This is a genomic window from Streptomyces sp. NPDC058051, from assembly GCF_042885475.1.
GTDB lineage: Bacteria > Actinomycetota > Actinomycetes > Streptomycetales > Streptomycetaceae > Streptomyces.
This window is the reverse complement of sequence record NZ_JBHVRW010000013.1, coordinates 1-26,582: the sequence shown is the minus strand read 5'-3', so window position 1 is coordinate 26,582 and position 26,582 is coordinate 1. Positions and strand designations below refer to the sequence as shown.

The window sequence follows — 26,582 nt, the reverse complement described above, 5'->3', positions numbered from 1 at the left end:
AACCATCCTCCGCCCCGCTACCTGCGGACCTACTTCTGCGAACCGCCCGAACATCTCGGTCTTCCCAGCTGGACACGGCTGGCCGCCGCGACCGGCCGCGCCCCGGAGACGCTGGTGGCCACCCCGGAAACGAGGCGCTGCCTGGAGTGCGACGCGGAGATACCGCCCTCCGACGTCATCGGCCGCCAGGCCCTGCGCTGTTCCCAGGCCTGCCGCGAGAAGGCATACCGGAGACGGCATCCGCGGGCTCCAGTGCAGAAGGCCCCCTGCAGAGAGTGCGGGAAGAGCATGAAGATCCAGCCCGGACAGCGCTATCGCCTGTGTTCATCCGCCTGCCGACGCGCCAACTACCTCAAGCACGAAGAAAAGTGGTTGGCCGAGGCAGCCCCGGCTGATCCATCCGGACCACGAGTCTGCCCGGTCTGCGACGGCCCGATGTTCTCAGCAGCACGCCGGACATGCTCAGACCGATGCCGCCGGCGAGCACGTCGCCAACAGCTCAGGCAGCCTCCCGCGAACCCACCTTCTCCACCGCCGGTGACATCGCCGACACCACAGCCCGCACCGCCACCCCAGCCACCCGAACCAGCCCCCACGGCATCAACGAGACCCTGTGAGACCTGCGGAGGACCATTACCGGAAGGGCGCTGCCAGCAACAACGCCGGACATGCTCACAGCGCTGCCGCCAGAAGGCATACCGGCAGCGGAAGGCGCAGCCGGCCTCCGCCTAGGCTGGCGCGGTGACTGATGAGCAGAAGCGGGTGCAGCCGTCGGGAGTGTGGGCCACGGCGGTGGGGGTGGCCCGGGTGCGGGCGCTGGAGACCGAGCGGGAGAACGCGCTGTTCCGCGACCCACTGGCACAGGCCTTCGCCACCGCCGGCGGCCTATGGCCCTCCTCGCCGCCGCTGCCCGATGACGAGGCCGCGCGCCGCCGCCGACTGGCCGTGTCGTTCTCCATCGTCATCAGGACGAAGTTCCTCGATGACCTGTTGCAGCAGGCCTCCGCGTCCGGGGTCCGGCAGGTCGTGCTGCTCGGCGCCGGCATGGACAGCCGGGCCTTCCGGATCGACTGGCCAGAGGGCACCCGACTGTTCGAGGTCGACACCGCCGCCCCACTGGACTTCAAGGCTTCGGTGCTGCGCCAGGAGCGGGCCGTCGCACGCTGCGAGCGGATCACCGTCGCGGTGGATCTGCGTGAGGACTGGCCAGGCGCGCTGGCCGCCGCAGGGCACGACCCGGCGGTGCCGACCGTGTGGATCGCCGAGGGACTGCTGATCTATCTGCCCGAGGACGCGGTGGAGCTGCTGCTGGCCCGAATCAGCGCGCAGTCGGCGGCAGGCAGTCGGATGGGGCTGACGTTGGGCTCGCGCGGCGTGATCGAGCGCTTCGGCGCGGACGCCGAGCCGGGATCGGCGGCGTCCATGTGGGTCTCGGAGATGCCCGACGACCCGGTGGGCTGGCTGGCCGGGCACGGCTGGGAGGCCGACAGTCACACCCTGCGCGAGCGCGCTGCCGCCTACGGCCGCCCGATCAGCACCCCGCCGCAGCGCGAGGAGCGGCCCGGCGGACTGATCTCGGCGGTCCGCCGGTAGAGCGCCTCCAGGCGGTCAAACTTCAGTGGCAATCGGTCAAGGTTCACTGTCACAGGACACGAGCACGGCGACGCCGGGATATTCAGCGAGCGGAAGACTTTGCATGATCATGCGTGATAATGCATACTCTTCCTATGTCTAAGGTCCTCACCTCCCTTCCCGCCGACGAGCGCGTCGGCATCGCCTTCTCAGGCGGTCTCGACACCTCGGTCGCGGTCGCGTGGATGCGCGACAAGGGCGCCGTCCCGTGCACCTACACCGCCGACATCGGCCAGTACGACGAGCCCGACATCGCCTCGGTGCCCGGCCGCGCGAAGACCTACGGTGCCGAGATCGCGCGCCTGGTCGACTGCCGCGCGGCACTGGTCGAGGAGGGCCTGGCCGCGCTCAGCTGCGGGGCGTTCCACATCCGCTCGGGCGGGCGCGCCTACTTCAACACCACACCGCTCGGCCGCGCCGTCACGGGCACGCTCCTGGTCCGGGCGATGCTTGAGGACGACGTACAGATCTGGGGCGACGGCTCGACCTTCAAGGGCAACGACATCGAGCGGTTCTACCGCTACGGCCTGCTCGCCAACCCGCACCTGCGGATCTACAAGCCGTGGCTGGACGCCGACTTCGTGACCGAGCTCGGCGGCCGCAAGGAGATGTCGGAGTGGCTGCTCGCCCACGACCTCCCCTACCGCGACAGCACCGAGAAGGCCTACTCCACCGACGCCAACATCTGGGGCGCCACCCACGAGGCCAAGACCCTGGAGCACCTCGACACCGGTGTCGAGACCGTGGAACCGATCATGGGTGTGCGGTTCTGGGATCCCTCGATCGAGATCGCCGCCGAAGACGTGACGATCGGCTTCGACCAGGGCCGCCCGGTGACGATCAACGGCAAGGAGTTCGCCTCCGCCGTCGACCTGGTGATGGAGGCGAACGCCGTCGGCGGTCGGCACGGCATGGGCATGTCGGACCAGATCGAGAACAGGATCATCGAGGCCAAGAGCCGCGGCATCTACGAGGCGCCCGGCATGGCCCTGTTGCACGCGGCCTACGAGCGCCTGGTCAACGCGATCCACAACGAGGACACCCTCGCCCAGTACCACAACGAGGGACGGCGCCTCGGTCGGCTCATGTACGAGGGCCGCTGGCTGGACCCGCAGGCGCTGATGGTGCGCGAGTCGCTGCAGCGCTGGGTCGGCGCGGCCGTCACCGGCGAGGTGACGCTGCGGCTGCGGCGTGGCGAGGACTACTCGATCCTCGACACCACAGGTCCGGCGTTCAGCTACCACCCCGACAAGCTGTCGATGGAGCGCACCGAGGACTCGGCGTTCGGCCCGGTGGACCGGATCGGCCAGCTCACCATGCGCAACCTCGACATCGCGGACTCGCGCGCCAAGCTGGAGCAGTACGCCGGACTCGGCCTGATCGGCACCGCCAATCCCGCCATCGGCGCCGCCCAGGCGGCGGCGACCGGGCTGATCGGCAGCATGCCGGAGGGCGGCGCCGAGGCCATCGCCTCCCGCGGCGAGGTCTCCGCTGACGAGACGATGCTGGACCGTGCCGCGATGGAGCTCGGCACGGACTGACCGAATCCGCCGAGGTCACACCACCGGAAAGGCCGGTTCGACGCCCATGGCGTCGAACCGGCCTTTCCCGCACGCGCGGATTCCGCGACCTCTCGTCCGGCTGCACGCAGGACCCGGCAGCGGCCGGGCCATGAGGTCCAGAGACACGGAATTGGCCTTGGCCTGCCGCATTGCGCCGCACGTACGGTCGCGTCATGAGGATCAGAATCGTGGATGCGTTCACCGACCGCCCCTTCGCCGGCAACCCGGCGGGAGTCCTGCTGCTGAACTCCGACTCCTTCGCCGACGACGAACAGCTCCAGCAGATCGCCATGGAGGTGAACCTCTCGGAGACCGCTTTCGCCCACCCGCTGCCGCCGGGCGGCGAGGCGGACTGGGCGCTCCGGTGGTTCACCCCGACCACCGAAGTCGACATGTGCGGGCATGCCACGCTCGCGACCGCGCACGTCCTGCACACCACCCGGACCATCAACGGCACCGTGCGTTTCGCGGCTCGATGCGGAATCCTCACCACGACCGCGCACCCCGACGGCACGATCACGCTCGACTTCCCGACAGCCCCGCTGACACCGGAGACCGCCCCGACCGGCCTGGACGTCGCGCTGGGCGCCACACCGCTCTCCGTCCACGACACCGGCCCCCACATCGGCGACCTGCTCGTCGAACTGGCCGACGAACAGACCGTGCGGGGACTGATCCCGGACCTCCCGGCACTGGCCCACCTCTCCCGGCGGGGCATCATCGCCACGGCCGCCGCCGAGGACCCTGCCCGGGGCTACGACTTCGTGTCCCGGGGCTTCTTCCCGCGCGTCGGAATCGACGAGGATCCGGTGACCGGCAGCGCCCACACCGCACTGGCCCCCTTCTGGTCGGCCCGCCTCGGCCGCGACGAGCTGACCGGACTACAGGCCTCCGCCCGTTCCGGGCTGGTCCGCACCTCACTGCGTGGCGACCGCACCCTCCTGACCGGCCACGCCGTGACCGTCATCGACGGCGAACTGCTCGCGGCACTCTGACTCCTCCGCCGGGGCGCGGAGGGCGGGGAACCTCCCGTACGTCCTCCGCGCCCCGGACACCGCCCCGGACACCGGCCGACAACCGCGCCCGCGCCACCCGCCGGACACCGGCCACGCCACCCGCCGCCCACGCCCCCTCACCCACACCCCGCTCACGGCGTGGGCAGCCACCCCACCTTCCCCGCCAGCAGGGCATATCCAACGAACGCCCCGATATCGATCAGGGCATGCGCGGCGACGAGCGGACCGACCCGCCCCCAACGCCGGTACAGCAGCACGAAGACGACGCCCATCACCATGTTGCCGATGAAGCCGCCGATTCCCTGGTACAGGTGGTACGAACCGCGCAGCACCGAACTCGCCACAAGAGCGGCCATCGGCGTCCACCCCACTTGCCCGAGCCTGCGCAGCAGATACCCGACGACGATCACTTCCTCCACCACGGAGTTCTGGATCGCAGACAGGATCAGTACCGGGAATTTCCACCACACGTCGGGCAGCGATTCCGGGACCACGGTCAGATTGAAACCGGCTTCCCGCGCCAGCAGATAGAAGGCGAGCCCGGCGCTGCCGATGCCCGCCGCGACCATCGCGCCGCGCCCGAGGTCCGGCCACGGCCTCGTCCGGTCGAAACCGATGGCACGCAGGCCCGCCCCCTCTCTCATCAGCAGATGCGCAACGAGGGCGACCGGCACCAGGGCGGTCGTGATTCCGAAGAGTTGCCAGGCGAGATCCAGCCATGGACGTCCCGGTGCGTAGGAGCTGTTGAGCGTCGCCGCCTGTTGCTTCAAACCCCCTGGTTTCGTCAGCGATCCGACAAAACTGATCAGGGCAGACACTCCGCTGGCGCCCAGCGAGAGAGCCAGCACCAGCACTGTTTCGGACCGCAGGATCCTTCGCGACACAGCCTCCTGACGGAAAGATTCAGCCATGTACCCCGCCTCCACCTGTACACCTGCCTTGAGTTGTGCATTCACACCCCATCCTGCTCTCCGCCCCGCTAGGGTCTCGAATGCAGGTACGAAGATCATGCGCGACAGGCCGGGGGACCAACCACCATGGGAGATGGTGCGGTCCCCCTTTTTCCTTGTTCATCCTCGAAGAGGGGCACCACCGTCATGGGACGTCACAGCTTGCCTGACGACTACGCGACCGAAGGCAGCGGGGACGGTCCTCCGCGACGCCGTCGTCGCACCGTCGCGATCGCAACCATGCTCGTCCTCGCGGTGGCGGCGGGAACGGCGGTCGCGGTACAGAGCGATCTGCTGTCGTTCTCGGAGTCCTGCGAGGACTCCGCCGTACGCCTGTCCATGGTGGCTTCCCCGGACATCGCCCCCGCCGTGCAAGCCGTCGCCGACAAGGCGCGCAAGGACCGGGTGAAGTCCGACGGCCACTGTCTGTATGTCCGGGTGGTGGCCCGCGACTCCTACAAGGTCGCCGATGCCCTCACCTCCGGCTCCGGCAAGCCGGACTACCAGATCTGGCTGCCCGACTCCGACCTCTGGCTCGACCGGGCGAAGGGCTCCGGCGACGGCATCCCGATCACACCGGGGGACTCCATCGCCTCCTCCCCCGTCACCCTGGCCATGGTGCCCTCGGCGGCCGAGAGCCTGGGCTGGCCGAAGAAGAAGTACTCCTGGGCCGAGTTGACGGCCGCGGCCATGGACTCGGACAAGGTGCGCCTCGGCGCGGCCGACCCGGCCCGCAGCGCCACCGGCCTGCTGGCCCTCTCCAGCATCGGCGCTTCCTCCGAGAAGCAGGGCGGCGACAGCGACACCAGGGTTGCGGCGACCGCCAAGCTGCTCGCGGAGCGCATGTCGGACGGTGACACCCAGGTGCTCGAAACGCTGGCTCAGGACGATTCGGACGCGGAGCAGGGCAATCCGGAACGCAACCAGGCCGTGCTCCTCTCCGAGCAGGCGGCGTTCGCCCACAACGGGGAGTCGACCGGTGACCAGAAGCTCGATCTCTTCTATCCCAAGGACGGCACCCCGCTCCTCGACTATCCGTACACGCTGGTGGACGAGACGAAGATGAGCACCTCCGAGGGCCGCGCGGCCCTGCGGTTCATGACCCTGCTGAACGAGCCCGGCGCCCAGGCCATCCTGAAGGAGCACGGCTTCCGGAACGTCGACGGGACGGCCGGCGAGTCGGTGGTCGCGTCGGCGGGCGGCAGAAAGCCCCAGCCGTACGCCGGGACAGCCGCCGAAGCGCCGTCCGCCGAGGCACTCCAGCAGACGCTCGGCCTGTGGACGATCACGGTGCAGAGCGCGCGGCTGACGACGGTCGTCGACGCCTCGGGTTCGATGGCCACGATCGTGCCGGGCCGCAACCAGTCACGGATGGACGTCACCAAGGCGTCCCTGATCCAGGCCCTCAACCAGTTCACCCCGAACGACGAGATCGGGCTCTGGGAGTTCGCCACCACGCTCGACGGCGACAAGGACTACCGCCGGCTGATGCCGACGGACCGGCTCGGCGACCGGGCGAAGGGCGGCGGCACCCACCGCGAGAAGCTCGCCGCGGCCTTCTCCGCGCTCCAGCCGGTTCCCGACGGCGCGACCGGCCTGTACGACACCACACTGGCCGCGTACAAGGACGCCCAGGCGACGTTCGTGAAGGGCAAGTTCAACGCGGTGGTGATCCTCACCGACGGCTCGAACCAGGACAGCCGCTCCATCTCCCGCAGCGCCCTGATCGCGGAACTGAAGCGGATCGCCGACCCGCAGCGTCCGGTGCCGCTCCTCGCCATCGCGGTCGGCCCCGAGGCCGACCGCGAAGAGGTGAACGAGATAGCGAAGGTGACCGGTGGCGGGGGCTACCAGGTCACCGACCCGGCCGACATCCAGGCCGTGATCCTGCAGGCCGTGATGACGGCGGGACAGAGCAACTACGCCGCCCAGGAGTAGCGCCCGACCCGGCCGGCCGCGGAAGCGGTCCGCCCCCGCGACGACGGATCACGGCGCGGGGGCGTCCGTCGGCCAGGTGTGCACGGGCTCGCCGCTGTGCATCAGCTCGGCGTACCGACGGGTGGTCGCGGCCAGTGCCGCACGCCGTTCGAGCCCGGCCTCCCGTGCCCGGTGGTAGGAGTCCGCCTGCCAGGACGCCCCGTTCACCCGTCTCTTGCACCGCTCCTCGATGACGCCGAGGTAGAGGTCACGGTCCGCGCGCTCGATGTTCCAGGCGTCCAGCCCCGCAGCGGCGAGCGGCAGCAGCTCGTCGCGTACGAGCTCGACCGCCGGCATCCGGGTCAGTCCGCCCGAACGGCCGGGGCGGGGCCAGATCAGCTCCGCTTCGATGCCGTGGCGGCAGGCGGTGTCGAAGTTCTCAGCCGCTGCGGCGAACGGGAGCCTGGTCCACACCGGACGGGACTCCTCGGCGAGCGCCCGCACGAGCCCGTAGTAGAGAGCTGCGTTGGCGATCACATCGATGACGGTGGGCCCCGCGGGCAGGACCCGGTTCTCCACCCTCAGATGGGGTACGCCGTCGGCCAACCCGTACACGGGCCGGTTCCAGCGGTAGACCGTACCGTTGTGGAGCACGAGTTCCTGCAGACTCGGCACCCCGCCCCTGTCGAGCACGCGCAGGGGCTCCTCCTCGTCGCAGATCGGCAGCAGCGGTGGAAAGTAGCGCACGTTCTCCTCGAAGAGTTCATACGCCGAATCCACCCACCGCTCGCCGAACCAGGTCCTGGGCCGCACCCCCTGGTTCCGGAGTTCGGGTGGCCTGGTGTCCGTGGCCTGCTGAAAGAGCGGTGGCCGCGATTCCCGCCACAGCTCCTTGCCGAACAGGAACGGAGAGTTCGCACCGACGGCGATCTGGACACCGGCGACGGCCTGCGCCGCGTTCCATACGGCCGCGAAGCGCCCCGGCGTCACTTGCAGATGCAGCTGAACCGAGGTGCAGGCGGCCTCGGGCGTGATCGAGGAAGAGGTGGAGACCAATCGCTCCACACCTTGGATATCGAGGGAGAAATCCTCGCCCCGCGCCGCCACCATTTGATCGTTCAGCAGTGTGTAACGGTCCGCCTCCGAGAGGTTCGCCGCGACGAGGTCCTGGTGGCCCAGGGTGGGAAGAATTCCGATCATCATGATCCCGGCATCCACCTCACCCGCCTTCCGGTGGGCATATCCGAGACCGGTCCTGAGCTCTTCGGCCAGTTGATCGAAAACACGTCCGCCCAGCCGGTGCGGGACGATGTTTACCTCCAAATTGAACATCCCGAGTTCGGTCTGGAAATCACCGCTCGCGATGCGCGGGAGCACTTCCCCATTCATCATCCTCGGCAGTCCGTCGGCGCCTGCCAGATTCAGCTCGATCTCCATGCCCATGAGGTTGCGGGGGCGGTCGAACCTCCGTTCCGCCAGGAGTCTCTCCAGTCCCTGCAGACACTGGTGGAGCTTGCTCCGGTACCTCAGCGGGTCGGACAGATCAAAGGCGCCCGCCACGACCTTCTCCCCCATCGAAGCGTCCCTCTCTCAAGTGGGCGGCCCGCGGCCCAGGCCGCTCGCGTCACGATCGATAATGCCCAGGCCCGGTGATCCATAACGCCCCACGAACGCCGCACACCCAGTAATCTGAGGTGGGCTGTCCGGGGCACATTCCGTCGGCATGGTGCAGTATGCAGTTTCCACCGTTCGGCACGTGCTGAAACGCCGACGCGTTTCAGCCGACCGCGTCGTGAGAAAAATCCATGGTGGTGGCTGCGCCGCTGACGACGAATCAGCAGAATCTCCGCATAATAAAGTCTCGATACCGCCTTGTCGGCAATACCTGCGACGGCTAGTTGAATCACTGTGTGAACACGTGTCGTATAAACTTCGCAGACGAGGCAGAGAGTTGACGCACCGGCCCAGTCACCGGCCTCCTCTGGCCCCGCATGCCGACAGCGCCGTCTGCACCCGCCCACGCATCACCGTGTCTCCGAAGTGAGAGGCAACCCACTATGCCGCTGCATGTTCCCCCGGCTCCCGCCCCCGCTCTGCGCAGCGTTCTCGCGGCGATCGGTTCACCCACCGCTGTCCGCGAGGCCCGGACACCGGCTCTCCGAGCCGCCACGGGACCACTGAGCCCCGAACTTCCGCTCCCCGTCCACGTACTGGACCGGATCGGCCCGAGCGGGCTCGCACCCGCCACCCGGCTCGCCGCGTGGCGGTTCCTGATCCGCAGCTCGGACCGGGCCGTCGCGGCGGCGGACACCATGCTCACTCCGGACGGCTGGGCCTTCTCCCACTTCTTCGAGGGCCCGTACCTCGCCTCGACCGAACTCGCCCTGCGCCAGGCCGAAACGATGCCGACGCACCACCAGCCGCGCCTGCTCTCCATTCCGGAGCTCTACATGCTGGCGCTGTGGCTGCACGGCGACACCGAGGCCGACGCCTCCGGCGGGGCGCTCGATCCCGCCGATCTCCTGGTCCCGCTGGCTCCCGCTCCACCGGGCATCGCGGCGCACCGCCCGCACCAGGTCGACGATCTGCTCCGTGTGATGACGCTGCGCTTCCCCCCGGGCCCCGGCCCCCTGCTCGGATCGCCGGCCTGACAGCGGCCGTATCCCGCGTCACAGCGCTGTGCCCCGCCACCGTCCTGATCTCCGGTCGCGGGGCACAGCGCTGCCCGGCGCACATCTGGACCCTCCGGACTAGCCCGGTCCGGCCACCCCGAACCACCCGAAGTGACAGTGCAGTTGCGGTGAACCGTCCGGCCGGGTGACGCGTCCTCCGAGTATGGAGAAGCGCTGCTGCGAAATCCCTGCGGAATGACGCCCGTGGGGCAACACTGAGACCGGACCTATCGATACGGGGGGCGGCCATGAACACTTCATCAAGCCGCAGGACATTCACCACGACGCAGCGAAAGAACCCACCCATGTGCCAACATCAGCCACCATGCCCGACCGCCGACTCAGCCGACCGGGAGGCCGCCCGTCTGACGGCACACCACCCGGAACAGGGCTGGAGTCTGCTGTGCAACGGCGTCCTGCACTTCGAGGACACCGGTGAGCTGCTCCCGGACGGGCAGATCATCGCCCCGCACCGGCCCCTGGCGACCGCCCGGGTGATGAAGGCCGCCTGACCCCGGCCGGTACGAACTGGGGCCGGCCCGGAGAAACCTCCGCACCGGCCCCGACGCATGTCCGCGTCATGCCCTGTCGCTCATGCCTCAGTTGTCGTACTCGTCCAGCGGCGGGCAGGAGCAGACGAGGTTGCGGTCGCCGAAGGCACCGTCGATCCGGCGCACCGGCGGCCAGTACTTGTCGGCGGCCGAGACCCCGGCCGGGAAGACGGCCACCTCACGGCTGTAGCCGTGGTCCCATGTCCCGCCCAGCATCGCCGCGGTGTGCGGGGCGTTGCTCAGCGGGTTGTCGTCCGCGCTCCACTCGCCGGAGGCCACCTTCTCGACCTCACCGCGAATGGCGATCATCGCGTCGCAGAATCGGTCGAGCTCCGCGAGGTTCTCGCTCTCGGTCGGCTCGATCATCAGCGTGCCCGCGACCGGGAACGACATCGTCGGCGAGTGGAACCCGTAGTCGATCAGACGCTTGGCGATGTCGTCGACGCTGACGCCGGTGGCCTTGGAGATCGGCCGTAGGTCCACGATGCACTCGTGCGCGACGAGCCCGGCCGGACCGTTGTACAGGATCGGGTAGTGCGGTTCGAGACGCTTGGCAATGTAGTTGGCGGCGAGTACGGCGACCTGCGTCGCCCGCTTCAGGCCCTCGCCACCCATCAGGCGCACGTACGCCCAGGAGATGGGGAGAATACCGGCCGAGCCCCACGGGGCGGCCGAGATCGGCCCGACACCGGTCGCGGGGCCCGCCGCGGGCTGCAGCGGGTGGTTCGGCAGGTACGGCGCGAGGTGGGCGCGCACACCGACCGGTCCTACGCCGGGACCACCGCCGCCGTGCGGGATGCAGAAGGTCTTGTGCAGGTTCAGGTGGGAGACATCGCCGCCGAACCGGCCCGGCTTGGCGAGGCCGACCAGCGCGTTGAGGTTGGCACCGTCGACGTACACCTGACCGCCGGCATCGTGGACCTCGGCGCAGATGTCGGCCACGTGCTCTTCGAAGACACCGTGCGTCGACGGGTACGTGATCATGAGCACGGCAAGCTCGTCACGATGCTTCTCGATCTTGGCCCGGAGGTCCTCGATGTCGACCTCACCGTCGTCGGCGGTCCTCACCACGACCACCTTCATGCCTGCCATCACGGCGCTGGCGGCGTTGGTGCCGTGCGCGGAGGAGGGGATGAGGCAGACGGTCCGCCGGTCGTCGCCGTTGGCCCGGTGGTAGGCCCGCACGGCCAGGAGGCCGGCGAACTCGCCCTGCGAACCGGCATTCGGCTGGAGCGAGACCGCGTCGTATCCGGTGACCTCGGCGAGCCGCTCCTCCAGCTCACTGATGAGGGTGAGGAAACCCTGCGCCTGCTCAGCCGGCGCGAAGGGGTGCAGTGCACCGAATTCGGGCCAGGTGATCGGCTCCATCTCGGTGGTGGCATTCAGCTTCATGGTGCACGAGCCGAGCGGGATCATGCCGCGGTCCAGGGCATAGTCCCGGTCGGCGAGGGTGCGCAGGTAGCGGAGCATCGCGGTCTCGGAGCGGTGCTGGTGGAAGACCGGGTGGGTGAGAATCTCGTCGGTGCGCAGCAGACCTTCGGGGAGCGCGTCGGCGGCCACGGCGTCCAGCGCCTCTATGTCCCCGTCGGCGCCGAAGGCGGCCCAGACGGCGGCGACCCGCGCACGGGTGGTCGTCTCGTCGCAGGCGAGGGAGACCAGGTCGGTATCGACGAGCCGCAGGTTGACGCCGCGCTCGCGGGCGCCCGCCACGACCTCGGCGGCCTTGCCCGGAACGCGCACGGTCACGGTGTCGAAGTAGGCACCGGTCACGACCTCGACACCGGAGGCACGCAGGCCCTCGGCCAGGATCGTCGCGTAACGGTGGGTGCGCCGAGCAATCGTCCGCAGCCCCTCCGGGCCGTGGTAGACGGCGTACATCCCGGCCATGACGGCAAGCAGCACCTGGGCGGTACAGATGTTGCTGGTGGCCTTCTCGCGGCGGATGTGCTGCTCGCGGGTCTGCAGGGCCAGCCGGTAGGCCTTGTTGCCGTCCACGTCGACGGACACCCCGACGAGTCGGCCCGGAAGGCTGCGGGCGAACTTCTCGCGTACGGCCATGAAGCCGGCGTGCGGCCCACCGAAGCCCATCGGCACACCGAAACGCTGCGTGGTACCGACCGCGATGTCCGCGCCCAGGTCGCCCGGTGAGGTGAGCAGGGCCAGGGCCAGCAGATCGGCGGCGACCGTGACGATCGCGCCGAGCCCATGGGCCTGCGCGATGACGGGCTCGATGTTCCGTACCGCCCCCGAGGCACCCGGGTACTGCAGCAGGACACCGAAGACACCACGTTCGGCGACCTCGGCCGGAATGCCGTCGGAGAGGTCGGCGACGACGACCTCGACACCGGTCGGTTCGGCGCGGGTCTCTATGACGGCGATCGTCTGCGGCAGAGCGTCGGCATCGACCAGGAATACGCCGTTCTTGACCTTGCCGACGCGCCGCGAGAGCGCCATGGCCTCGGCGGCCGCGGTGCCCTCGTCGAGCAGGGAGGCGCCGGAGGTGGGCAGTCCGGTCAGCTCGGCGACCATCGTCTGGAAGTTGAGCAGCGCCTCCAGACGACCCTGCGAGATCTCCGGCTGGTATGGCGTGTAGGCCGTGTACCAGGCGGGGTTCTCCATGACGTTGCGGAGGATCACCGGCGGGGTGAAGGTGCCGTAGTAGCCGAGCCCGATCATCGGGGCCAGCACCTGGTTGCGGTCGGCGAGCGTGCGCAGCTCCGCGAGAACCTCGGCCTCGGTACGGGCGGCCGGCAGCTGGAGTGCCGCCGCGCTCTTGATGACATCGGGCACCGCTGCCGCGGTCAGCTCGTCCAGCGAGCCGTAACCGACCTGGGCGAGCATCTTCGACTGGGCCTCGTCATCGGGGCCGATGTGACGCTGCTCGAACGGAATGCCCTGCTCCAGCTGGGAGAGCGGAGTGCGACGGGGGGTCATGGTGGAGGCCTCCTGGTCTGACACGACCTGCGAGGGGCACCACGGCGCGGGTGCCCGAACGGCCTCCCCCTCTGTCATCTCAACCTGAGAGCTTCACCGGCGCACCCTGAGGCGTGCCGGCTTTCACCGTCGGTGAGGAAGGGAACCGCGTCGGCACTCGGCCGCACGGAGCCCGCCCTGCTTTCCAGAGTGGCCTCGTCCGTGCGGTACGGGGGCCTGAGAGATTCCGGGGAGGATTTGCTCCTTCGGCGCCTTCGGATTCGCTCCGGAGGACTCTCCCGCACGGGGTCAGCGGCCGTAAACAGACTACCAGCGGGGTTCGCGGCGGAATTCTCGAGTGGCCAACCCCCCGGATCTGCACTTCTGTAGTGCTTGTGGAGTAGCAGCGTCCAGTGGGAGGGACCGTGCAGACCGACATCGATCCGCGCCGCCTGATCGGCAGCAAGGCGTTCGACCGCAAGGGCACCAAGATCGGAACCGTGGACGAGGTGTACCTCGACGACGCGACCGGTGTGCCCGAGTGGGCAGCCGTACGCACCGGACTCTTCAGCCGGGACGCGTTCGTCCCGCTGGAGCCCAGCGAATTCGTGGAGGATTCGCTCCGTGTCCCCTTCGACCGTGCGCTGATCAAGGACGCACCCGACTTCGGCGTCGGCCGCCATCTCTCCCCGGAGCAGGAACTCCAGCTCTACCGTCACTACGGTCTGGACTCCCCGCCCGGGGAGACCGGACCGGACAGGGACTTCGGCAGGCTGGCCGGCCAGGACGAGTAGTCCCCCGGGTTCCGCACCAGCGGCAGCGGGTCGGCCGGCTGGAGTTCCGGATCGTCGATCCGGAACGTGCGCACCCGGCCGGGCGCTGATCCGGGCTCCTCGAACCGCACCGTCACCCGGCCGACACCGCTGCCCTGCACCCAGCCGTTGCCGTACGTGTCATGGCGTACGTCGTGTCCGGCGGGCCACCGCCGTGCGGCGAGCCGCTCGGCGGTCTCCTGGGGGTCTTCCCGCTCGTCGTGTACCGGCGCGTCCCCCTCGCCCGCGGGCGCTGTCTCCTCCCCGGCCGTTTCCCCGGTCGCGGCCTGTTCACCGGCGGCCTGGGCGAAGAGGTCTTCCTGCGTGTAGTCGGCGAGCCCCGTGACGCCCACACCCAGGAGCCGTACGCCTCCGGTGGTGTCCACGGCCTCCAGGAGCCGTGCGGCGGCCTCCCGGACCACCGCGGGATCGTCCGTGGGCCCACGCAGCGTCTCGGACCGTGTGAGCGTGGAGAAGTCGTACCGCCGCACCTTCAGCACCACTGTCCGCCCGGACCGCCCCGCACTCCGCAGCCGCTGGACGCATCGGTCGGCCAGCCGTTCCACTTCCGTCCGGACGCGCACCCTGTCGTGCAGGTCGGTGTCGAAGGTGTCCTCGACCGACACGGATTTCGCGTCCCGCTCCGCGACCACGGGCCGGTCGTCGAATCCGGACGCCATGCGGTGGAGCGAGCCGCCGTGCGCCTTTCCCAGCAGACGCACGAGCTCCGCCTCGCCCGCCTCGACCAGATCATTGACCGTCGTCATGCCCGCGCGGCGCAGATGATCCGCCGTCGCCGGTCCGACACCGGGGAGGATCCGTACCGACATGGGCGCGAGCAACTCTCGCTCCGTCCCGGGCTCTATGAGAAGCAGCCCGTTCGGCTTCGCCTCCTCCGAAGCGATCTTGGCCAGCATCTTGGAACCGGCGAGCCCGACCGAGCCGGTGAGCCCCGTGACCGCTTTGATGGCCGTGCGCAGCTGCTCACCGATCTCCCGGGCGGAAGCGCTGTCGTCGGCCGCCCCGCCGGCTTCCAGGTCGACAAAGGCCTCGTCCAGGCTGAGCGGCTCCACCAGCGGGGAGAGCCGCCCCAACAGCTCCATGACCTGGTCACTGACCGTCCGGTACAGGGAGAAGCGGGGTACCAGATACGCGGCGTTGGGAGCCAGCCGCCGAGCCTGCGCCGTGGGCATCGCCGAGTTGACCCCGAAGCGCCGGGCTTCGTACGACGCGGTGGCGACGACCCCGCGCGGCCCGAGCCCGCCCACCACGACCGGCTTGCCGCGCAGGCTGGGCTTCGCGGCCTGCTCGGCCGAGGCGTAGAAGGCATCCATGTCCAGATGCAGGATGGTGGGCGCGGCTCTCACATCAATCGATGCTGCCCTACGGCACTGACAATCGCCGCGTTCACTGCGCCTGCCGCACCCGCCGGGTCAGCCTGCGCGATTGCGCCGCCGCGCCAGCTCATCGGTGGGGTTGTTCCCGATCAGTGTCTCGCCGGTGTCCACCCGCTCCCCGTGCAGCTGTGACAGCGCCACATCGACGTCCCGCCACACCACACCCACGGCGATGCCGAAGACCCCCTGGCCGCCCTGGAGCAGATCGACGACCTCGTCGGGCGACGAGCACTCGTAGACCGTCGCCCCGTCGCTCATCAGCGTCATCCGCTCAAGATCCTGAAAACCGCGGGCCCGCAGATGCTGGACCGTGGTGCGGATGTTCTGCAGGGCGACGCCCGTGTCCAGGAAGCGCTTGACGATCTTCAGCAGGACGACGTCCCGGAAGCTGTAGAGCCGCTGTGTGCCCGAACCGTATGCCGGGCGTACGCTCGGCTCGACCAGCCCGGTGCGCGCCCAGTAGTCGAGCTGTCGGTAGGTGATCCCCGCAGCCGCGCAAGCTGTCGGCCCGCGATAGCCGATGTCGTTGGCCGATGCCATGCCGCCCCCCGCCACCGCCACCGGATCAACCGGTTGCCTGATGGTGTGGCCGGCTGTACTCCCCTGCTGCGAGTACGGCCCACCCGCTGCCGTACCGTCGCCGCTGCTTCTCACGCCGACCTCCGTCCTTGACCTGCCCTCTCGAAGGTAGGCAGTCACTCGGGGTGCGTCAACGATCGCCACACTCGGCACGCCGAGTGATAATCACCCTGAGGGTGGTTTGCCGTGCCTCGCGAGCGGGAAAGGCTTGTCGGATGCGCTGACTGCGACCCCGCAGAACGGTCACTGGCTGTTGGTTCCGAAGTCCTCCGGTGAGATCTGGTCGAGGAACTCACGGAACTTCTCCACCTCGTCCTCCTGCTCGTCCGGAATGGCGATACCGGCGTCGTCGAGCACCCCGTCACTGCCGTAGATCGGCGTTCCGGTGCGCAGCGCGAGCGCTATGGCATCGGACGGCCGCGCGCTCACCTCGACTCCGCTGGCGAAGACCAGCTCCGCGTAGAAGACCCCTTCCCGCAGGTCCGTGATACGGACCTCGGTGAGCTCCTGGCCGACGGCGTCGAGCACGTCCTTGAAGAGATCATGGGTCAGCGGCCTGGCCGGAGCCATGCCCTGCTGGGCGAAGGCGATCGCGGTCGCCTCACCAGGGCCGATCCAAATGGGGAGGAACCGGTCGCCTCCCACTTCACGCAGGAGAACGATCGGTTGGTTGGAGGGCATTTCCACCCGGACACCCACAACGTCGAGCTCGTTCACACAGCAACCCTAGGACGTGCTCGGCAGGTTTGGGTAGTCGGGCATCGGCGCGATCAGTGGATCCGGACCCGCAGAGCGGTGTGCACGAGCGCCGAATGCAGCCGTACGGACAGCTCCGCGAGCTCCTTCGCGGTGGCCTCCGCATGGGCTCTGGTCTGCGGATTCCGGTGCCGACGCAGGGGCGCGACCACCTGCTCGATGAGTCCCGCCTCACGGTCCGCGGCCGCTCGGATGGCACGCAGATGACGTGGTTCCAGACCGAAGCGGCCCAGATCCGCCACAAGCTTGGCCACCGTCACCATCTCGGCGTCGTAACCGCCCTCCGCGGTCGGAACGACCAGGCCGTACGACTCCCACTCGTCCAGATCGCTCTCGGTGACCTCGGCGGCGGCAAGCAACTCGGCGCGGCCGATACGGGCCGCGGTCGCCCGTCCGGAGCCGACGTCCCAGCCGCCGTCGGTCAGATCCCGCGGGCCGCCCCCGGACGGCAGAGCGGACTGCTCGCCGCGCGCAAGGGCGTCCAGATGCTCTCGGATGACCTTCAGTGGAAGGTAGTGATCCCGCTGCATACGCAGCACCTGCGCCAGCCGCTCCACATCGGCCCCACGGAACTTGCGATAGCCGGAGGGGGTCCGCTGCGGCTCCACGAGCCCCTCGGCCTCCAGGAAACGAATCTTGGAGATCGTGACCTCGGGAAATTCGTCCCGCAGGTGCAGGAGCACCGTGCCGATGCTCATCGGGCGGTCGTCGGCGGTGGCGGTGCCGTGACCGGCACCGCCCGTCGGTGTTCTCAGCATGGACCTTCCCTGACGGGTCAGATGCCCCGCTGGCTCGCGTAGAAGACCAGCCGGTACTTGCCGATCTGCACTTCGTCACCGTTGGTCAGGGCGACGGAGTCGATGCGCTCGCGGTTGACATAGGTGCCGTTCAGGCTGCCCACGTCCCCGACCGTGAAGCTGCCGTCGGCGTTCCTGCGGAACTCCACATGCCGCCGCGACACCGTCACGTCATCGAGGAAGATGTCGCTCTGCGGGTGGCGCCCGGCCGTGGTCAGCTCACCGTCCAGCAGGAAGCGGCTGCCGGAGTTCGGACCGCGTCGCACCACCAGGAGCGCCGAGCCGAGCGGCAGAGCGTCGACGGCGGCCTGCGCCTCGGGCGAGAGGGAAGGAACGGCCGTCTGTCCGGTGGCCTCCGCCTCGTACGCCTCAAGACCGGAGATGGAGATGGTCGAGGTCGTCTCCGAAGCACGCTCGGGAATTCCGCCCCTGAGCGGCGCACCGCAGTTGGAGCAGAAACGGCTGGCCTCGGCATTGCGATGCCCGCACCTCGTACAGACCGGCATGGACGAACCCTCCTGCCTCGGGGTGAACCCTCCACCCGTACCTGAGGTTGACGGTTCCGAAAAACCTATGCGTCCGGCACCGGCAGGGTCAACAGACGACGCGCCGGAAGAGCCCGAATTGTCGCTGCCCGAACCGGACACCTGATCGCGGAAGAGCGGGCGCTCCGAGCCCTGCTCCTCCGCCTGGCCGTGGCGCGGTGCGCGATGGCGGGCAGCTTCATCGCGAGCGCTCTTGCCGAACAACTTCCCAAACAACTTCACGGGCGATTCCCCTTGACCGAAATAGACCCGCCCGTGGGGCAGGACGAACCCTGAACGAACACACCTGCCGACCCGGACATCTTCACAACGTCCGTATCCACTCGACAGTTTCCACCACGCACCACCATTACGATGCGCCGACCCCCCGCAACCTCCTGCCCGTATCCTTCGAACCGTCCGCGCCGCGGCCTCATGAGGACGACGACCGAGCGTAGTCAGGCTGCTTCGCCGCTCGCAACACGTCCACGACGATGTCGTCCGCCTGCTCCACATGCACGGTGGCCTGCTCCTTCTCCAGTGTCTGGACCACACCACCGGGGATGTTCAGCGCCGGCTCCAGGTCCTGGGGCTTGCCGATCACCTTGAACACGTAGGGCGCGGTGATCTTACGGCCGTCGACCTTGACCTGGCCGCCGTCACCGGAGAAGAACGTATTCGCCACCACCCTCACTCCGTTGACCTCGATCGCCTCGGCACCCGCCGCGCGCAGCTCCTGCAGCGCGTCGAGCAGCATGTCCGCCTTGACCCCGTCACCCGGGTCGTCGACGGTGAGTGTGATCCCGGGACCGTGTGCCGCCACGGTGCCCGCGAGAATGCCGAGTTGCCGCTCCTTCTCCACCGTCTGCTTACGCGCCTCCTCGGCCTGGTCGGAGCTGTTCTCCAGTTCCGTGCGCTGAGCGCCGAGGCGCTGCTTCTCATCCTCCAGACGCTGGGTGCGGTCGTCCAGCTCATCGAGGATACGGACCAGGTCTTCCTGGCGGGCTCCTCTGAGCGCGCTGTTGTCGCTGTTCGAGCGCACCTGAATGGCCAGCCCGAGTCCGAGGCCGAACAGCAGCACCGCGACGATGAGTTGGGCGCGCGTCACCCTCGGCGGCCAGAGTCCGGCGACCAGGCGCTGACGTCCGCTGGGCTCCTTGGCCGTGCCGCCCGACTGCCGGTCGGCATGCCCCGGCTCGCTGGGAACTTCTTCGTTGCTCATCGGCCTCATGCCCGGAAGACGTGCCGGCGGATGGCCGCGGCGTTGGAGAAGATGCGGATCCCGAGCACGACCACCACACCGGTGGAGAGCTGTGCTCCGACACCCAGCTTGTCGCCCAGGAACACGATCAGTGCAGCCACCACGACGTTCGACAGAAACGAGACGACGAACACCTTGTCGACGAAGATTCCGTCGAGCATGGCCCGCAGGCCCCCGAAGACCGCGTCGAGGGCGGCTACGACGGCGATCGGAAGATAGGGCTCGACGACCGCCGGCACCTCGGGCCGGACCAACAGTCCGACCACGACTCCCACGACGAGGCCCAGTACGGCGATCACGATGTGCCCTTCCCTGTGTCGGCCGCACCACTGCCGGTGTCTGCGGCCTGATGAGGCTCTGCTGTTCGTACGATCAGGCTCGGTGCGACCGGGAGGCTGACATGCTTCTGCACGGACAAGGTCGTCCGGATGCCGAAGGTGTCCTTGAGGGCCTGCAGATACTGGCCGTCAGCGCTGTCCTGGAACGCCTTGCCGAGCTGCTTCCCGTTCCCCACCGCCAGCACCGTGTACGGGGGCACCAGCGGTCTGTTGTCGACCAGTATGGCGTCGCCGGCTGCGCGGATCGCCGACAGGGCTGTCAGCCGCTGCCCGTTGATGGCGATCGCTTCGGCACCGGACTGCCAGAGACCGTTGACGACCCGCTGGAGGTCCCGGTCGCGGACCCGGCCGGTGTCGGTGAATCCGCTGGATTCCCTGGGACCGCCACCGCCCTGGTCCGTGTTCTTGGCGTCGTCGACGACGAGCTTCACGCCGGGCCCCTCGACCGGAGTCGCCCCGGCGAGCAGTGCCACCAGTTCTCCCTGGTCCCCGCCGTGCTTCTCCAACGCCTTGCGCTGGCGCCTGCCCACGTCGTCCCGCAACTTGTCGACCTGCGACTCAAGGGTGTCGGCCGCCGCCGTCTCCCCGTCGATACGGTCGATCAACTCCTCGCGCTCCTTGGCGAGGACCGGCGCGGCGACGCGTGCCTGGGCTGCCCCCAGAGTGACGACGAGTGCGGCGAGCACCAGACACGCGGCGAGGCCGAGCTTCGACTTGAGCGTGCGGGGCATGCCCGCGCTCCCGTCAGCCTTGCGACGCGCTGACGCCTCGGCGTATCCGTCGTCCAGGCTGTGGTCCATCACATTGGTCAGCAGCGACATGGACGCGTCGGGACGCGCGCGGGGCGGGGCGGTACTCCGATCGGGGGGCTGCTGCGACATGCCGCACATCGTCGCACGTCGCCACCGCTACCGCCGAATGGCCCCACCGGTGTGCCCCAAGGCGCCCTCCGCCGCCGCCGGACACACCGGTCGAACCGTCACTGACCTGCGCTCTCCACGACCGCCGCCCACTCGTCCAGCAGTGCCTGCGCGGAGGCGTCGTCCGGGCCCTCAGCCCACAAATGGGTGACCGCTTCGGCCGGGTCAGGCAGTACCATCACCCACCGCCCATCGGCCTCGACGACCCGCACACCGTCCGTCGTGTCGACACTGCGGTCCCCGGCGGCCTCCACGACCCGGCGCATCACCAAGCCCTTGACGGCCCAGGGAGTGGCCAGATCGCGGCGAAGGACATGGGCGCGGGGAATGCGGGCGTCGATCTGGCTGAGGGTGAGCTGGGTCCTGGCGACGAGCCCGATGAGCCTCACGAAGGCGGCGGACCCGTCGAACACGCTGCTGAATTCGGGAACGATGAAGCCGCCGCGGCCGTCTCCGCCGAAGATGGTGCCTTCCTCACGCCCCACGCGCGTCAGGTCGTCGGGCGATGTCGTCGTCCATTCGACCTGCGTGCCGTGGTAGGCGGCAACCTGCTCGGCGACCCGTGTCGTGGTGACCGGCAGCGCCACGCGTCCGCTGCGCCGCTCGGCGGCCACGAGATCGAGCATCACCAGGAGCGCCCGGTCGTCCTCCACGATCCTGCCCTGTTCGTCGACCAGGGAGAGCCGCTCGCCGACCGGGTCGAACCGCACGCCGAACGCGGCCCGGGCCGAGGAGACGATCTCACCGAGCCGCACCAGGCCGGAGCGTCGGGTCTCGGCGGATTCGGTGGGCCGTGATTCGTCGAGGCCGGGGTTGATGGTCAGGGCATCCACGCCGAGCCGTCCCAGCAGGCTGGGGAGGACAAGCCCGGCGCTGCCGTTGGAGGCGTCGACGACGACCTTCAGCCCCGCGTCGGCGATTCCCGTAGTGTCCACGTTCCGCAGCAGCGATCCGGTGTACGAGTCGAAGACGCTGGACGGGAAGTGCAGGTCTCCGATCTCGCCCGGGAAGGCGCGACGGTACTCCTGACGTGCGTAGACCCGGTCCAGCTTCCGCTGCCGTGTCTGCGAGAGGTCAGCGCCCCGCTCGTCGAAGAACATGATGTCCACCGAGTCGGATACGCCGGGGGACGTGCGGATCATGATTCCGCCGGCGCTGCCGCGCGCGGTCTGCTGCCGGGCAACGGGCAGCGGCACGTTCTCCAGGTCCCGAACATCGATGGCGCTGGCCTGGAGCGCCGAGATCACCGCTCTCTTCAGCGCGCGGGCGCCGCGGGAGTGGTCACGAGCGGTGGTGACCGTCGAGCCCTTCTTGAGGGTCGTGGCGTAGGCTCCGGCGAGCCGGACCGCCAGTTCCGGCGTGATCTCGACATTCAGAATCCCGGTCACTCCACGGGCCCCGAAGAGATGGGCCTGTCCTCGCGATTCCCAGATGACGGACGTATTGACGAAGGCGCCGGCCTCGATGGTCTTGAACGGATAGACGCGGACATTGCCCTGAATGATCGACTCCTCACCGACCAGACATTCGTCGCCGATGACGGCGCCGTCCTCGATACGGGCGGCCCGCATGACGTCCGTGTTCTTCCCGACCACGCATCCGCGCAGATTGCTGTGCTGCCCGACGTAGACATTGTCGTGGATCACGGCCCTGTGCAGGAACGCACCGCTCTTGACCACAACGTTCGACCCGATGACCGTGTGCTCGCGGATCTCCACTCCGGCTTCGACTTTCGCATAGTCGCCGATGTAGAGGGGGCCTCGCAGTACCGCGTCGGGATGGACGTCCGCGCCCTCCGCCACCCAGACACCGGGTGAGATCTCGAAGCCGTCGATCTCGACGTCGACCTTGCGTTCAAGAACGTCCGCCTGGGCCTTCACGTAGCTCTCGTGGGTACCGACGTCCTCCCAGTAGCCCTCGGCGACGTAGCCGTAGATGGGCTTCCCTTCCTTCATGAGCTGGGGAAAGACGTCACCGGACCAGTCCACGGAAACATCGGCCTCGACGTAGTCGAACACCTCGGGCTCCATGACATAAATACCCGTGTTGACGGTGTCCGAGAAGACCTGGCCCCAGGTGGGCTTCTCAAGGAAACGTTCCACCTGGCCTGCCTCGTCCACAATCGTGATGCCGAATTCCAGTGGATTCGGGACACGTGTCAGGCACACCGTGACCAGTCCGCCTTTTTCTTTGTGGAAGGCGATGAGGTCGGTGAGATCGAAGTCGGTGAGGGCGTCGCCGGAAATGACGAGAAAGGTGTCGTCCTTCAGCGCTTCCTCGGCATTCTTCACGCTACCCGCGGTGCCGAGCGGTTTCTCCTCGTTGGCGTAGCTGAGCTCCATCCCGAGCTCTTCGCCGTCCCCGAAGTAGTTCTTGACCAGCGAGGCGAGAAACTGGACCGTTACGACGGTCTCGTTGAGCCCGTGCCGCTTGAGCAGCCGAAGCACATGCTCCATGATCGGCCGATTGGCGACGGGCAGAAGCGGCTTGGGCATGCTTGAAGTCATGGGGCGAAGGCGAGTGCCTTCGCCGCCAGCCATCACGACGGCCTTCATGTCGGAAACGTCCTCCTTGCAGAGACGACGGTTTAGCCGACTTCGCCCGTCAGGGCACCATCCAGGTGATCAGCAGCGGGCCTGCCACATTGCACGGCACCGCATCAACGAGCTGAATCGGCTGCTACATCCGCCTTGACCAGCCGGCGGACCTGAACCACGTAGAGGATCCCTGCCCACCAGTAGAGCGTTGTACCCCAACCTGCGAACGCCCATCCGAAAACAGCGGCCAGCGAAGCCAGCCAACCACTTCCGTCGCTGAGCAGCAACAAGGGGAACGCGTACATCAAGTTGAACGTGGCAGCCTTCCCGAGAAAGTTCACCTGGGGCGGCGGATAGCCGTGGCGGCGAAGGATTCCCACCATGACGAGGAGCATCAGTTCACGGGCCAGCAGGAGCGCTGTGAGCCAGAGGGGCAGGATCTCCCGCCAGGTCAGGCCGACAAGGGTCGAGAGAATGTAGAGGCGGTCCGCAGCAGGGTCGAGGATCCGGCCGAGGCTGCTGATCTGGTTCCACCGGCGGGCGAGCTTACCGTCGAGGTAGTCGCTGACCCCGCTGAACATCAGGACCAGCAGCGCCCAGCCGTCGCTCTTGGGACCGCCGAACTCGGGGCGAAGAATCAGCCACAGGAAGAGCGGTACCCCCACAAGGCGAGCCATGCTGAGGATGTTGGGGATGGTGAGGACCCGGTCCGTCTGAACCCGAGTCTCCTGGACCTCCACCCGGGGGCCTCCTGTGTGAAGAACGTGCCAATGATGCCCCCTGACTTTACCCTCAGCCATCGTCGGCGGATGCACAGGGGTATCAAGAGGGGTTGGTGAACGCAGAGAAGCCCCGTGCCACAAGGGCACGGGGCTTCTCAACAAAAGGAGTTCGGCGGCGTCCTACTCTCCCACAGGGTCCCCCCTGCAGTACCATCGGCGCTGAAAGGCTTAGCTTCCGGGTTCGGAATGTAACCGGGCGTTTCCCTAACGCAATGACCACCGAAACACTATGAAATTAACCAACACCGGAACAACACAGCCGTTCGTTATTTCAGAACAAACACAGTGGACGCGAGCAACTGAGGACAAGCCCTCGGCCTATTAGTACCAGTCAGCTCCACCCGTTACCGGGCTTCCACATCTGGCCTATCAACCCAGTCGTCTACTGGGAGCCTTAACCAATCAAGTTGGTGGGAATACTCATCTCGAAGCAGGCTTCCCGCTTAGATGCTTTCAGCGGTTATCCCTCCCGAACGTAGCCAACCAGCCATGCCCTTGGCAGAACAACTGGCACACCAGAGGTTCGTCCGTCCCGGTCCTCTCGTACTAGGGACAGCCCTTCTCAATATTCCTACGCGCACAGCGGATAGGGACCGAACTGTCTCACGACGTTCTAAACCCAGCTCGCGTACCGCTTTAATGGGCGAACAGCCCAACCCTTGGGACCGACTCCAGCCCCAGGATGCGACGAGCCGACATCGAGGTGCCAAACCATCCCGTCGATATGGACTCTTGGGGAAGATCAGCCTGTTATCCCCGGGGTACCTTTTATCCGTTGAGCGACAGCGCTTCCACAAGCCACTGCCGGATCACTAGTCCCGACTTTCGTCCCTGCTCGACCCGTCGGTCTCACAGTCAAGCTCCCTTGTGCACTTACACTCAACACCTGATTGCCAACCAGGCTGAGGGAACCTTTGGGCGCCTCCGTTACTCTTTAGGAGGCAACCGCCCCAGTTAAACTACCCATCAGACACTGTCCCTGATCCGGATCACGGACCCAGGTTAGACATCCAGCACGACCAGAGTGGTATTTCAACGGCGACTCCACAACCACTGGCGTGGCCGCTTCAAAGTCTCCCACCTATCCTACACAAGCCGAACCGAACACCAATATCAAACTATAGTAAAGGTCCCGGGGTCTTTCCGTCCTGCTGCGCGAAACGAGCATCTTTACTCGTAGTGCAATTTCACCGGGCCTATGGTTGAGACAGTCGAGAAGTCGTTACGCCATTCGTGCAGGTCGGAACTTACCCGACAAGGAATTTCGCTACCTTAGGATGGTTATAGTTACCACCGCCGTTTACTGGCGCTTAAGTTCTCAGCTTCGCCAACCCGAAAGTCAGCTAACCGGTCCCCTTAACGTTCCAGCACCGGGCAGGCGTCAGTCCGTATACATCGCCTTACGGCTTCGCACGGACCTGTGTTTTTAGTAAACAGTCGCTTCTCGCTGGTCTCTGCGGCCACCCCCAGCTCAGAGAGAAAATCTCCTCACCAGGAATGGCCCCCCTTCTCCCGAAGTTACGGGGGCATTTTGCCGAGTTCCTTAACCATAGTTCACCCGAACGCCTCGGTATTCTCTACCTGACCACCTGAGTCGGTTTAGGGTACGGGCCGCCATGAAACTCGCTAGAGGCTTTTCTCGACAGCATAGGATCATCCACTTCACCACAATCGGCTCGGCATCAGGTCTCAGGCACATGTTGCACGGATTTACCTGCACAACGCCCTACACCCTTACCCCGGGACAACCACCGCCCGGGCTGGACTACCTTCCTGCGTCACCCCATCGCTTACCTAATACAAGTCTGGTTCGTCGGCTCCACCACTACCCTCAACTCCGAAGAGATCGGGCCGGCTTCACGGACTTAGCATCGCCTGATTCAGTATTGGGCGTCTCAAAGCGGGTACCGGAATATCAACCGGTTGTCCATCGACTACGCCTGTCGGCCTCGCCTTAGGTCCCGACTTACCCTGGGCAGATCAGCTTGACCCAGGAACCCTTAGTCAATCGGCGCACACGTTTCTCACGTGTGTATCGCTACTCATGCCTGCATTCTCACTCGTGAACCGTCCACAACTCGCTTCCGCGGCTGCTTCACCCGGCACACGACGCTCCCCTACCCATCCGTACTCCCGTTAGGGATACATGTACGAATGACACGACTTCGGCGGTACGCTTGAGCCCCGCTACATTGTCGGCGCGGAATCACTTGACCAGTGAGCTATTACGCACTCTTTCAAGGATGGCTGCTTCTAAGCCAACCTCCTGGTTGTCTCTGCGACTCCACATCCTTTCCCACTTAGCGTACGCTTAGGGGCCTTAGTCGATGCTCTGGGCTGTTTCCCTCTCGACCATGGAGCTTATCCCCCACAGTCTCACTGCCGCGCTCTCACTTACCGGCATTCGGAGTTTGGCTAAGGTCAGTAACCCGGTAGGGCCCATCGCCTATCCAGTGCTCTACCTCCGGCAAGAAACACACGACGCTGCACCTAAATGCATTTCGGGGAGAACCAGCTATCACGGAGTTTGATTGGCCTTTCACCCCTAACCACAGGTCATCCCCCAGGTTTTCAACCCTGGTGGGTTCGGTCCTCCACGAAGTCTTACCTCCGCTTCAACCTGCCCATGGCTAGATCACTCCGCTTCGGGTCTTGAGCGTGCTACT

The 26,582-nt window shown here is 67.2% G+C and carries 21 protein-coding genes, 2 rRNA genes and 1 riboswitch; of the genes, 8 read left to right on the top strand and 15 right to left on the bottom strand.

Features of this window, described 5'->3' with window-relative positions:
• Positions 1 to 470: 470 nt before the first annotated feature.
• From ACFVUT_RS21175 to ACFVUT_RS21160, 4 genes are all read left to right on the top strand, one after another.
• Positions 471 to 617, top strand: a complete 147-nt coding sequence (locus tag ACFVUT_RS21175) for a hypothetical protein (protein ID WP_389658664.1) — start codon at positions 471 to 473, stop codon at positions 615 to 617.
• A 160-nt stretch (positions 618 to 777) separates the two neighbouring features.
• Positions 778 to 1,593, top strand: coding sequence for a class I SAM-dependent methyltransferase (locus ACFVUT_RS21170; RefSeq protein ID WP_389658658.1), 816 nt, complete (start codon positions 778 to 780; stop codon positions 1,591 to 1,593).
• 134 nt (positions 1,594 to 1,727) lie between these two features.
• A complete protein-coding gene (gene argG / locus ACFVUT_RS21165; RefSeq protein WP_389658404.1) occupies positions 1,728 to 3,173 on the top strand; it encodes an argininosuccinate synthase in 1,446 nt (481 codons plus the stop codon).
• A gap of 194 nt (positions 3,174 to 3,367) precedes the next feature.
• Positions 3,368 to 4,189, top strand: a complete 822-nt coding sequence (locus ACFVUT_RS21160; protein WP_389660962.1) for a PhzF family phenazine biosynthesis protein — start codon at positions 3,368 to 3,370, stop codon at positions 4,187 to 4,189.
• A 152-nt stretch (positions 4,190 to 4,341) separates the two neighbouring features.
• Here ACFVUT_RS21160 and ACFVUT_RS21155 read toward each other — a convergent pair whose 3' ends face one another.
• Positions 4,342 to 5,121 carry a CPBP family intramembrane glutamic endopeptidase gene (locus ACFVUT_RS21155; RefSeq protein WP_389660964.1) on the bottom strand — a complete coding sequence of 260 codons (780 nt, stop codon included), beginning with the start codon at positions 5,119 to 5,121 and terminating at the stop codon, positions 4,342 to 4,344.
• Between the two features lie 186 nt (positions 5,122 to 5,307).
• Here ACFVUT_RS21155 and ACFVUT_RS21150 point away from each other — a divergent pair, with 186 nt between their 5' ends.
• Positions 5,308 to 7,098, top strand: a complete 1,791-nt coding sequence (locus ACFVUT_RS21150) for a substrate-binding and VWA domain-containing protein (protein ID WP_389660960.1) — start codon at positions 5,308 to 5,310, stop codon at positions 7,096 to 7,098.
• A gap of 48 nt (positions 7,099 to 7,146) precedes the next feature.
• On the opposite strand, the gene ACFVUT_RS21145 is transcribed toward ACFVUT_RS21150, so the two are convergent.
• The gene (locus tag ACFVUT_RS21145) at positions 7,147 to 8,652 is read right to left on the bottom strand and encodes a glutamate-cysteine ligase family protein (protein ID WP_389660958.1); all 1,506 of its coding nucleotides are present in this window, start codon (positions 8,650 to 8,652) and stop codon (positions 7,147 to 7,149) included.
• A gap of 482 nt (positions 8,653 to 9,134) precedes the next feature.
• Here ACFVUT_RS21145 and ACFVUT_RS21140 point away from each other — a divergent pair, with 482 nt between their 5' ends.
• Complete coding sequence (locus ACFVUT_RS21140; protein WP_389660956.1) at positions 9,135 to 9,728, top strand: hypothetical protein; 594 nt, start codon at positions 9,135 to 9,137, stop codon at positions 9,726 to 9,728.
• 326 nt (positions 9,729 to 10,054) lie between these two features.
• Complete coding sequence (locus tag ACFVUT_RS21135) at positions 10,055 to 10,261, top strand: DUF5999 family protein (protein ID WP_389660954.1); 207 nt, start codon at positions 10,055 to 10,057, stop codon at positions 10,259 to 10,261.
• Positions 10,262 to 10,348: 87 nt separating this feature from the next.
• Here the strand turns inward: ACFVUT_RS21135 and gcvP are convergent, their stop codons facing one another.
• The gene (gcvP, locus tag ACFVUT_RS21130; RefSeq protein ID WP_389660952.1) at positions 10,349 to 13,234 is read right to left on the bottom strand and encodes an aminomethyl-transferring glycine dehydrogenase; all 2,886 of its coding nucleotides are present in this window, start codon (positions 13,232 to 13,234) and stop codon (positions 10,349 to 10,351) included.
• Positions 13,235 to 13,428: 194 nt separating this feature from the next.
• Positions 13,429 to 13,525: riboswitch (glycine riboswitch) on the bottom strand.
• Positions 13,526 to 13,638: 113 nt separating this feature from the next.
• On the opposite strand from gcvP, the gene ACFVUT_RS21125 reads away from it, so the two are divergent.
• The gene (locus ACFVUT_RS21125) at positions 13,639 to 14,007 is read left to right on the top strand and encodes a PRC-barrel domain-containing protein (protein WP_389660950.1); all 369 of its coding nucleotides are present in this window, start codon (positions 13,639 to 13,641) and stop codon (positions 14,005 to 14,007) included.
• On the opposite strand, the gene ACFVUT_RS21120 is transcribed toward ACFVUT_RS21125, so the two are convergent.
• The 12 genes from ACFVUT_RS21120 to ACFVUT_RS21065 all read right to left on the bottom strand — a co-directional run.
• Entirely contained in the window at positions 13,932 to 15,392 is a 1,461-nt protein-coding gene (locus tag ACFVUT_RS21120; protein WP_389660948.1) for a DNA polymerase IV, read from the bottom strand. The genes ACFVUT_RS21125 and ACFVUT_RS21120 overlap by 76 nt on opposite strands.
• A gap of 66 nt (positions 15,393 to 15,458) precedes the next feature.
• Positions 15,459 to 16,076, bottom strand: coding sequence for a MerR family transcriptional regulator (locus ACFVUT_RS21115; protein WP_389660947.1), 618 nt, complete (start codon positions 16,074 to 16,076; stop codon positions 15,459 to 15,461).
• Positions 16,077 to 16,244: 168 nt separating this feature from the next.
• Positions 16,245 to 16,718 carry a bifunctional nuclease family protein gene (locus tag ACFVUT_RS21110; protein ID WP_389660945.1) on the bottom strand — a complete coding sequence of 158 codons (474 nt, stop codon included), beginning with the start codon at positions 16,716 to 16,718 and terminating at the stop codon, positions 16,245 to 16,247.
• A 53-nt stretch (positions 16,719 to 16,771) separates the two neighbouring features.
• Positions 16,772 to 17,515: a MerR family transcriptional regulator gene (locus ACFVUT_RS21105; RefSeq protein WP_389660943.1), complete on the bottom strand. Its 744-nt coding sequence runs from the start codon at positions 17,513 to 17,515 to the stop codon at positions 16,772 to 16,774.
• Positions 17,516 to 17,532: 17 nt separating this feature from the next.
• Entirely contained in the window at positions 17,533 to 18,321 is a 789-nt protein-coding gene (locus tag ACFVUT_RS21100; RefSeq protein ID WP_389660941.1) for an FHA domain-containing protein, read from the bottom strand.
• A 190-nt stretch (positions 18,322 to 18,511) separates the two neighbouring features.
• Positions 18,512 to 19,300 carry a DUF881 domain-containing protein gene (locus ACFVUT_RS21095; RefSeq protein WP_389660939.1) on the bottom strand — a complete coding sequence of 263 codons (789 nt, stop codon included), beginning with the start codon at positions 19,298 to 19,300 and terminating at the stop codon, positions 18,512 to 18,514.
• Between the two features lie 5 nt (positions 19,301 to 19,305).
• Positions 19,306 to 19,638 carry a small basic family protein gene (locus ACFVUT_RS21090; protein ID WP_003970459.1) on the bottom strand — a complete coding sequence of 111 codons (333 nt, stop codon included), beginning with the start codon at positions 19,636 to 19,638 and terminating at the stop codon, positions 19,306 to 19,308.
• Positions 19,635 to 20,558 carry a DUF881 domain-containing protein gene (locus tag ACFVUT_RS21085; protein WP_389660937.1) on the bottom strand — a complete coding sequence of 308 codons (924 nt, stop codon included), beginning with the start codon at positions 20,556 to 20,558 and terminating at the stop codon, positions 19,635 to 19,637. Before ACFVUT_RS21085 ends, ACFVUT_RS21090 begins: the two co-directional genes overlap by 4 nt.
• 98 nt (positions 20,559 to 20,656) lie before the next feature.
• Positions 20,657 to 23,152: a sugar phosphate nucleotidyltransferase gene (locus tag ACFVUT_RS21080; RefSeq protein WP_389660935.1), complete on the bottom strand. Its 2,496-nt coding sequence runs from the start codon at positions 23,150 to 23,152 to the stop codon at positions 20,657 to 20,659.
• 104 nt (positions 23,153 to 23,256) lie between these two features.
• Positions 23,257 to 23,874 carry a CDP-alcohol phosphatidyltransferase family protein gene (locus ACFVUT_RS21075; RefSeq protein ID WP_389660933.1) on the bottom strand — a complete coding sequence of 206 codons (618 nt, stop codon included), beginning with the start codon at positions 23,872 to 23,874 and terminating at the stop codon, positions 23,257 to 23,259.
• Between the two features lie 149 nt (positions 23,875 to 24,023).
• Positions 24,024 to 24,140: ribosomal RNA gene (gene rrf, locus ACFVUT_RS21070) — 5S ribosomal RNA — on the bottom strand.
• 77 nt (positions 24,141 to 24,217) lie between these two features.
• Positions 24,218 to 26,582, bottom strand: a 23S ribosomal RNA gene (locus tag ACFVUT_RS21065); the annotation flags it as partial.

Coding starts and splice junctions, on each gene's coding strand:
- ACFVUT_RS21175 (WP_389658664.1), top strand. CDS start 471: ATGCCGCCGGCGAGCACGTCGCCAACAGCTCAGGCAGCCTCCCGCGAA.
- argG (WP_389658404.1), top strand. CDS start 1,728: ATGTCTAAGGTCCTCACCTCCCTTCCCGCCGACGAGCGCGTCGGCATC.
- ACFVUT_RS21160 (WP_389660962.1), top strand. CDS start 3,368: ATGAGGATCAGAATCGTGGATGCGTTCACCGACCGCCCCTTCGCCGGC.
- ACFVUT_RS21155 (WP_389660964.1), bottom strand. CDS start 5,121: ATGGCTGAATCTTTCCGTCAGGAGGCTGTGTCGCGAAGGATCCTGCGG.
- ACFVUT_RS21150 (WP_389660960.1), top strand. CDS start 5,308: ATGGGACGTCACAGCTTGCCTGACGACTACGCGACCGAAGGCAGCGGG.
- ACFVUT_RS21145 (WP_389660958.1), bottom strand. CDS start 8,652: ATGGGGGAGAAGGTCGTGGCGGGCGCCTTTGATCTGTCCGACCCGCTG.
- ACFVUT_RS21140 (WP_389660956.1), top strand. CDS start 9,135: ATGCCGCTGCATGTTCCCCCGGCTCCCGCCCCCGCTCTGCGCAGCGTT.
- ACFVUT_RS21135 (WP_389660954.1), top strand. CDS start 10,055: ATGTGCCAACATCAGCCACCATGCCCGACCGCCGACTCAGCCGACCGG.
- gcvP (WP_389660952.1), bottom strand. CDS start 13,234: ATGACCCCCCGTCGCACTCCGCTCTCCCAGCTGGAGCAGGGCATTCCG.
- ACFVUT_RS21105 (WP_389660943.1), bottom strand. CDS start 17,515: ATGCTGAGAACACCGACGGGCGGTGCCGGTCACGGCACCGCCACCGCC.
- ACFVUT_RS21095 (WP_389660939.1), bottom strand. CDS start 19,300: ATGAGCAACGAAGAAGTTCCCAGCGAGCCGGGGCATGCCGACCGGCAG.
- ACFVUT_RS21085 (WP_389660937.1), bottom strand. CDS start 20,558: ATGTCGCAGCAGCCCCCCGATCGGAGTACCGCCCCGCCCCGCGCGCGT.
- ACFVUT_RS21080 (WP_389660935.1), bottom strand. CDS start 23,152: ATGAAGGCCGTCGTGATGGCTGGCGGCGAAGGCACTCGCCTTCGCCCC.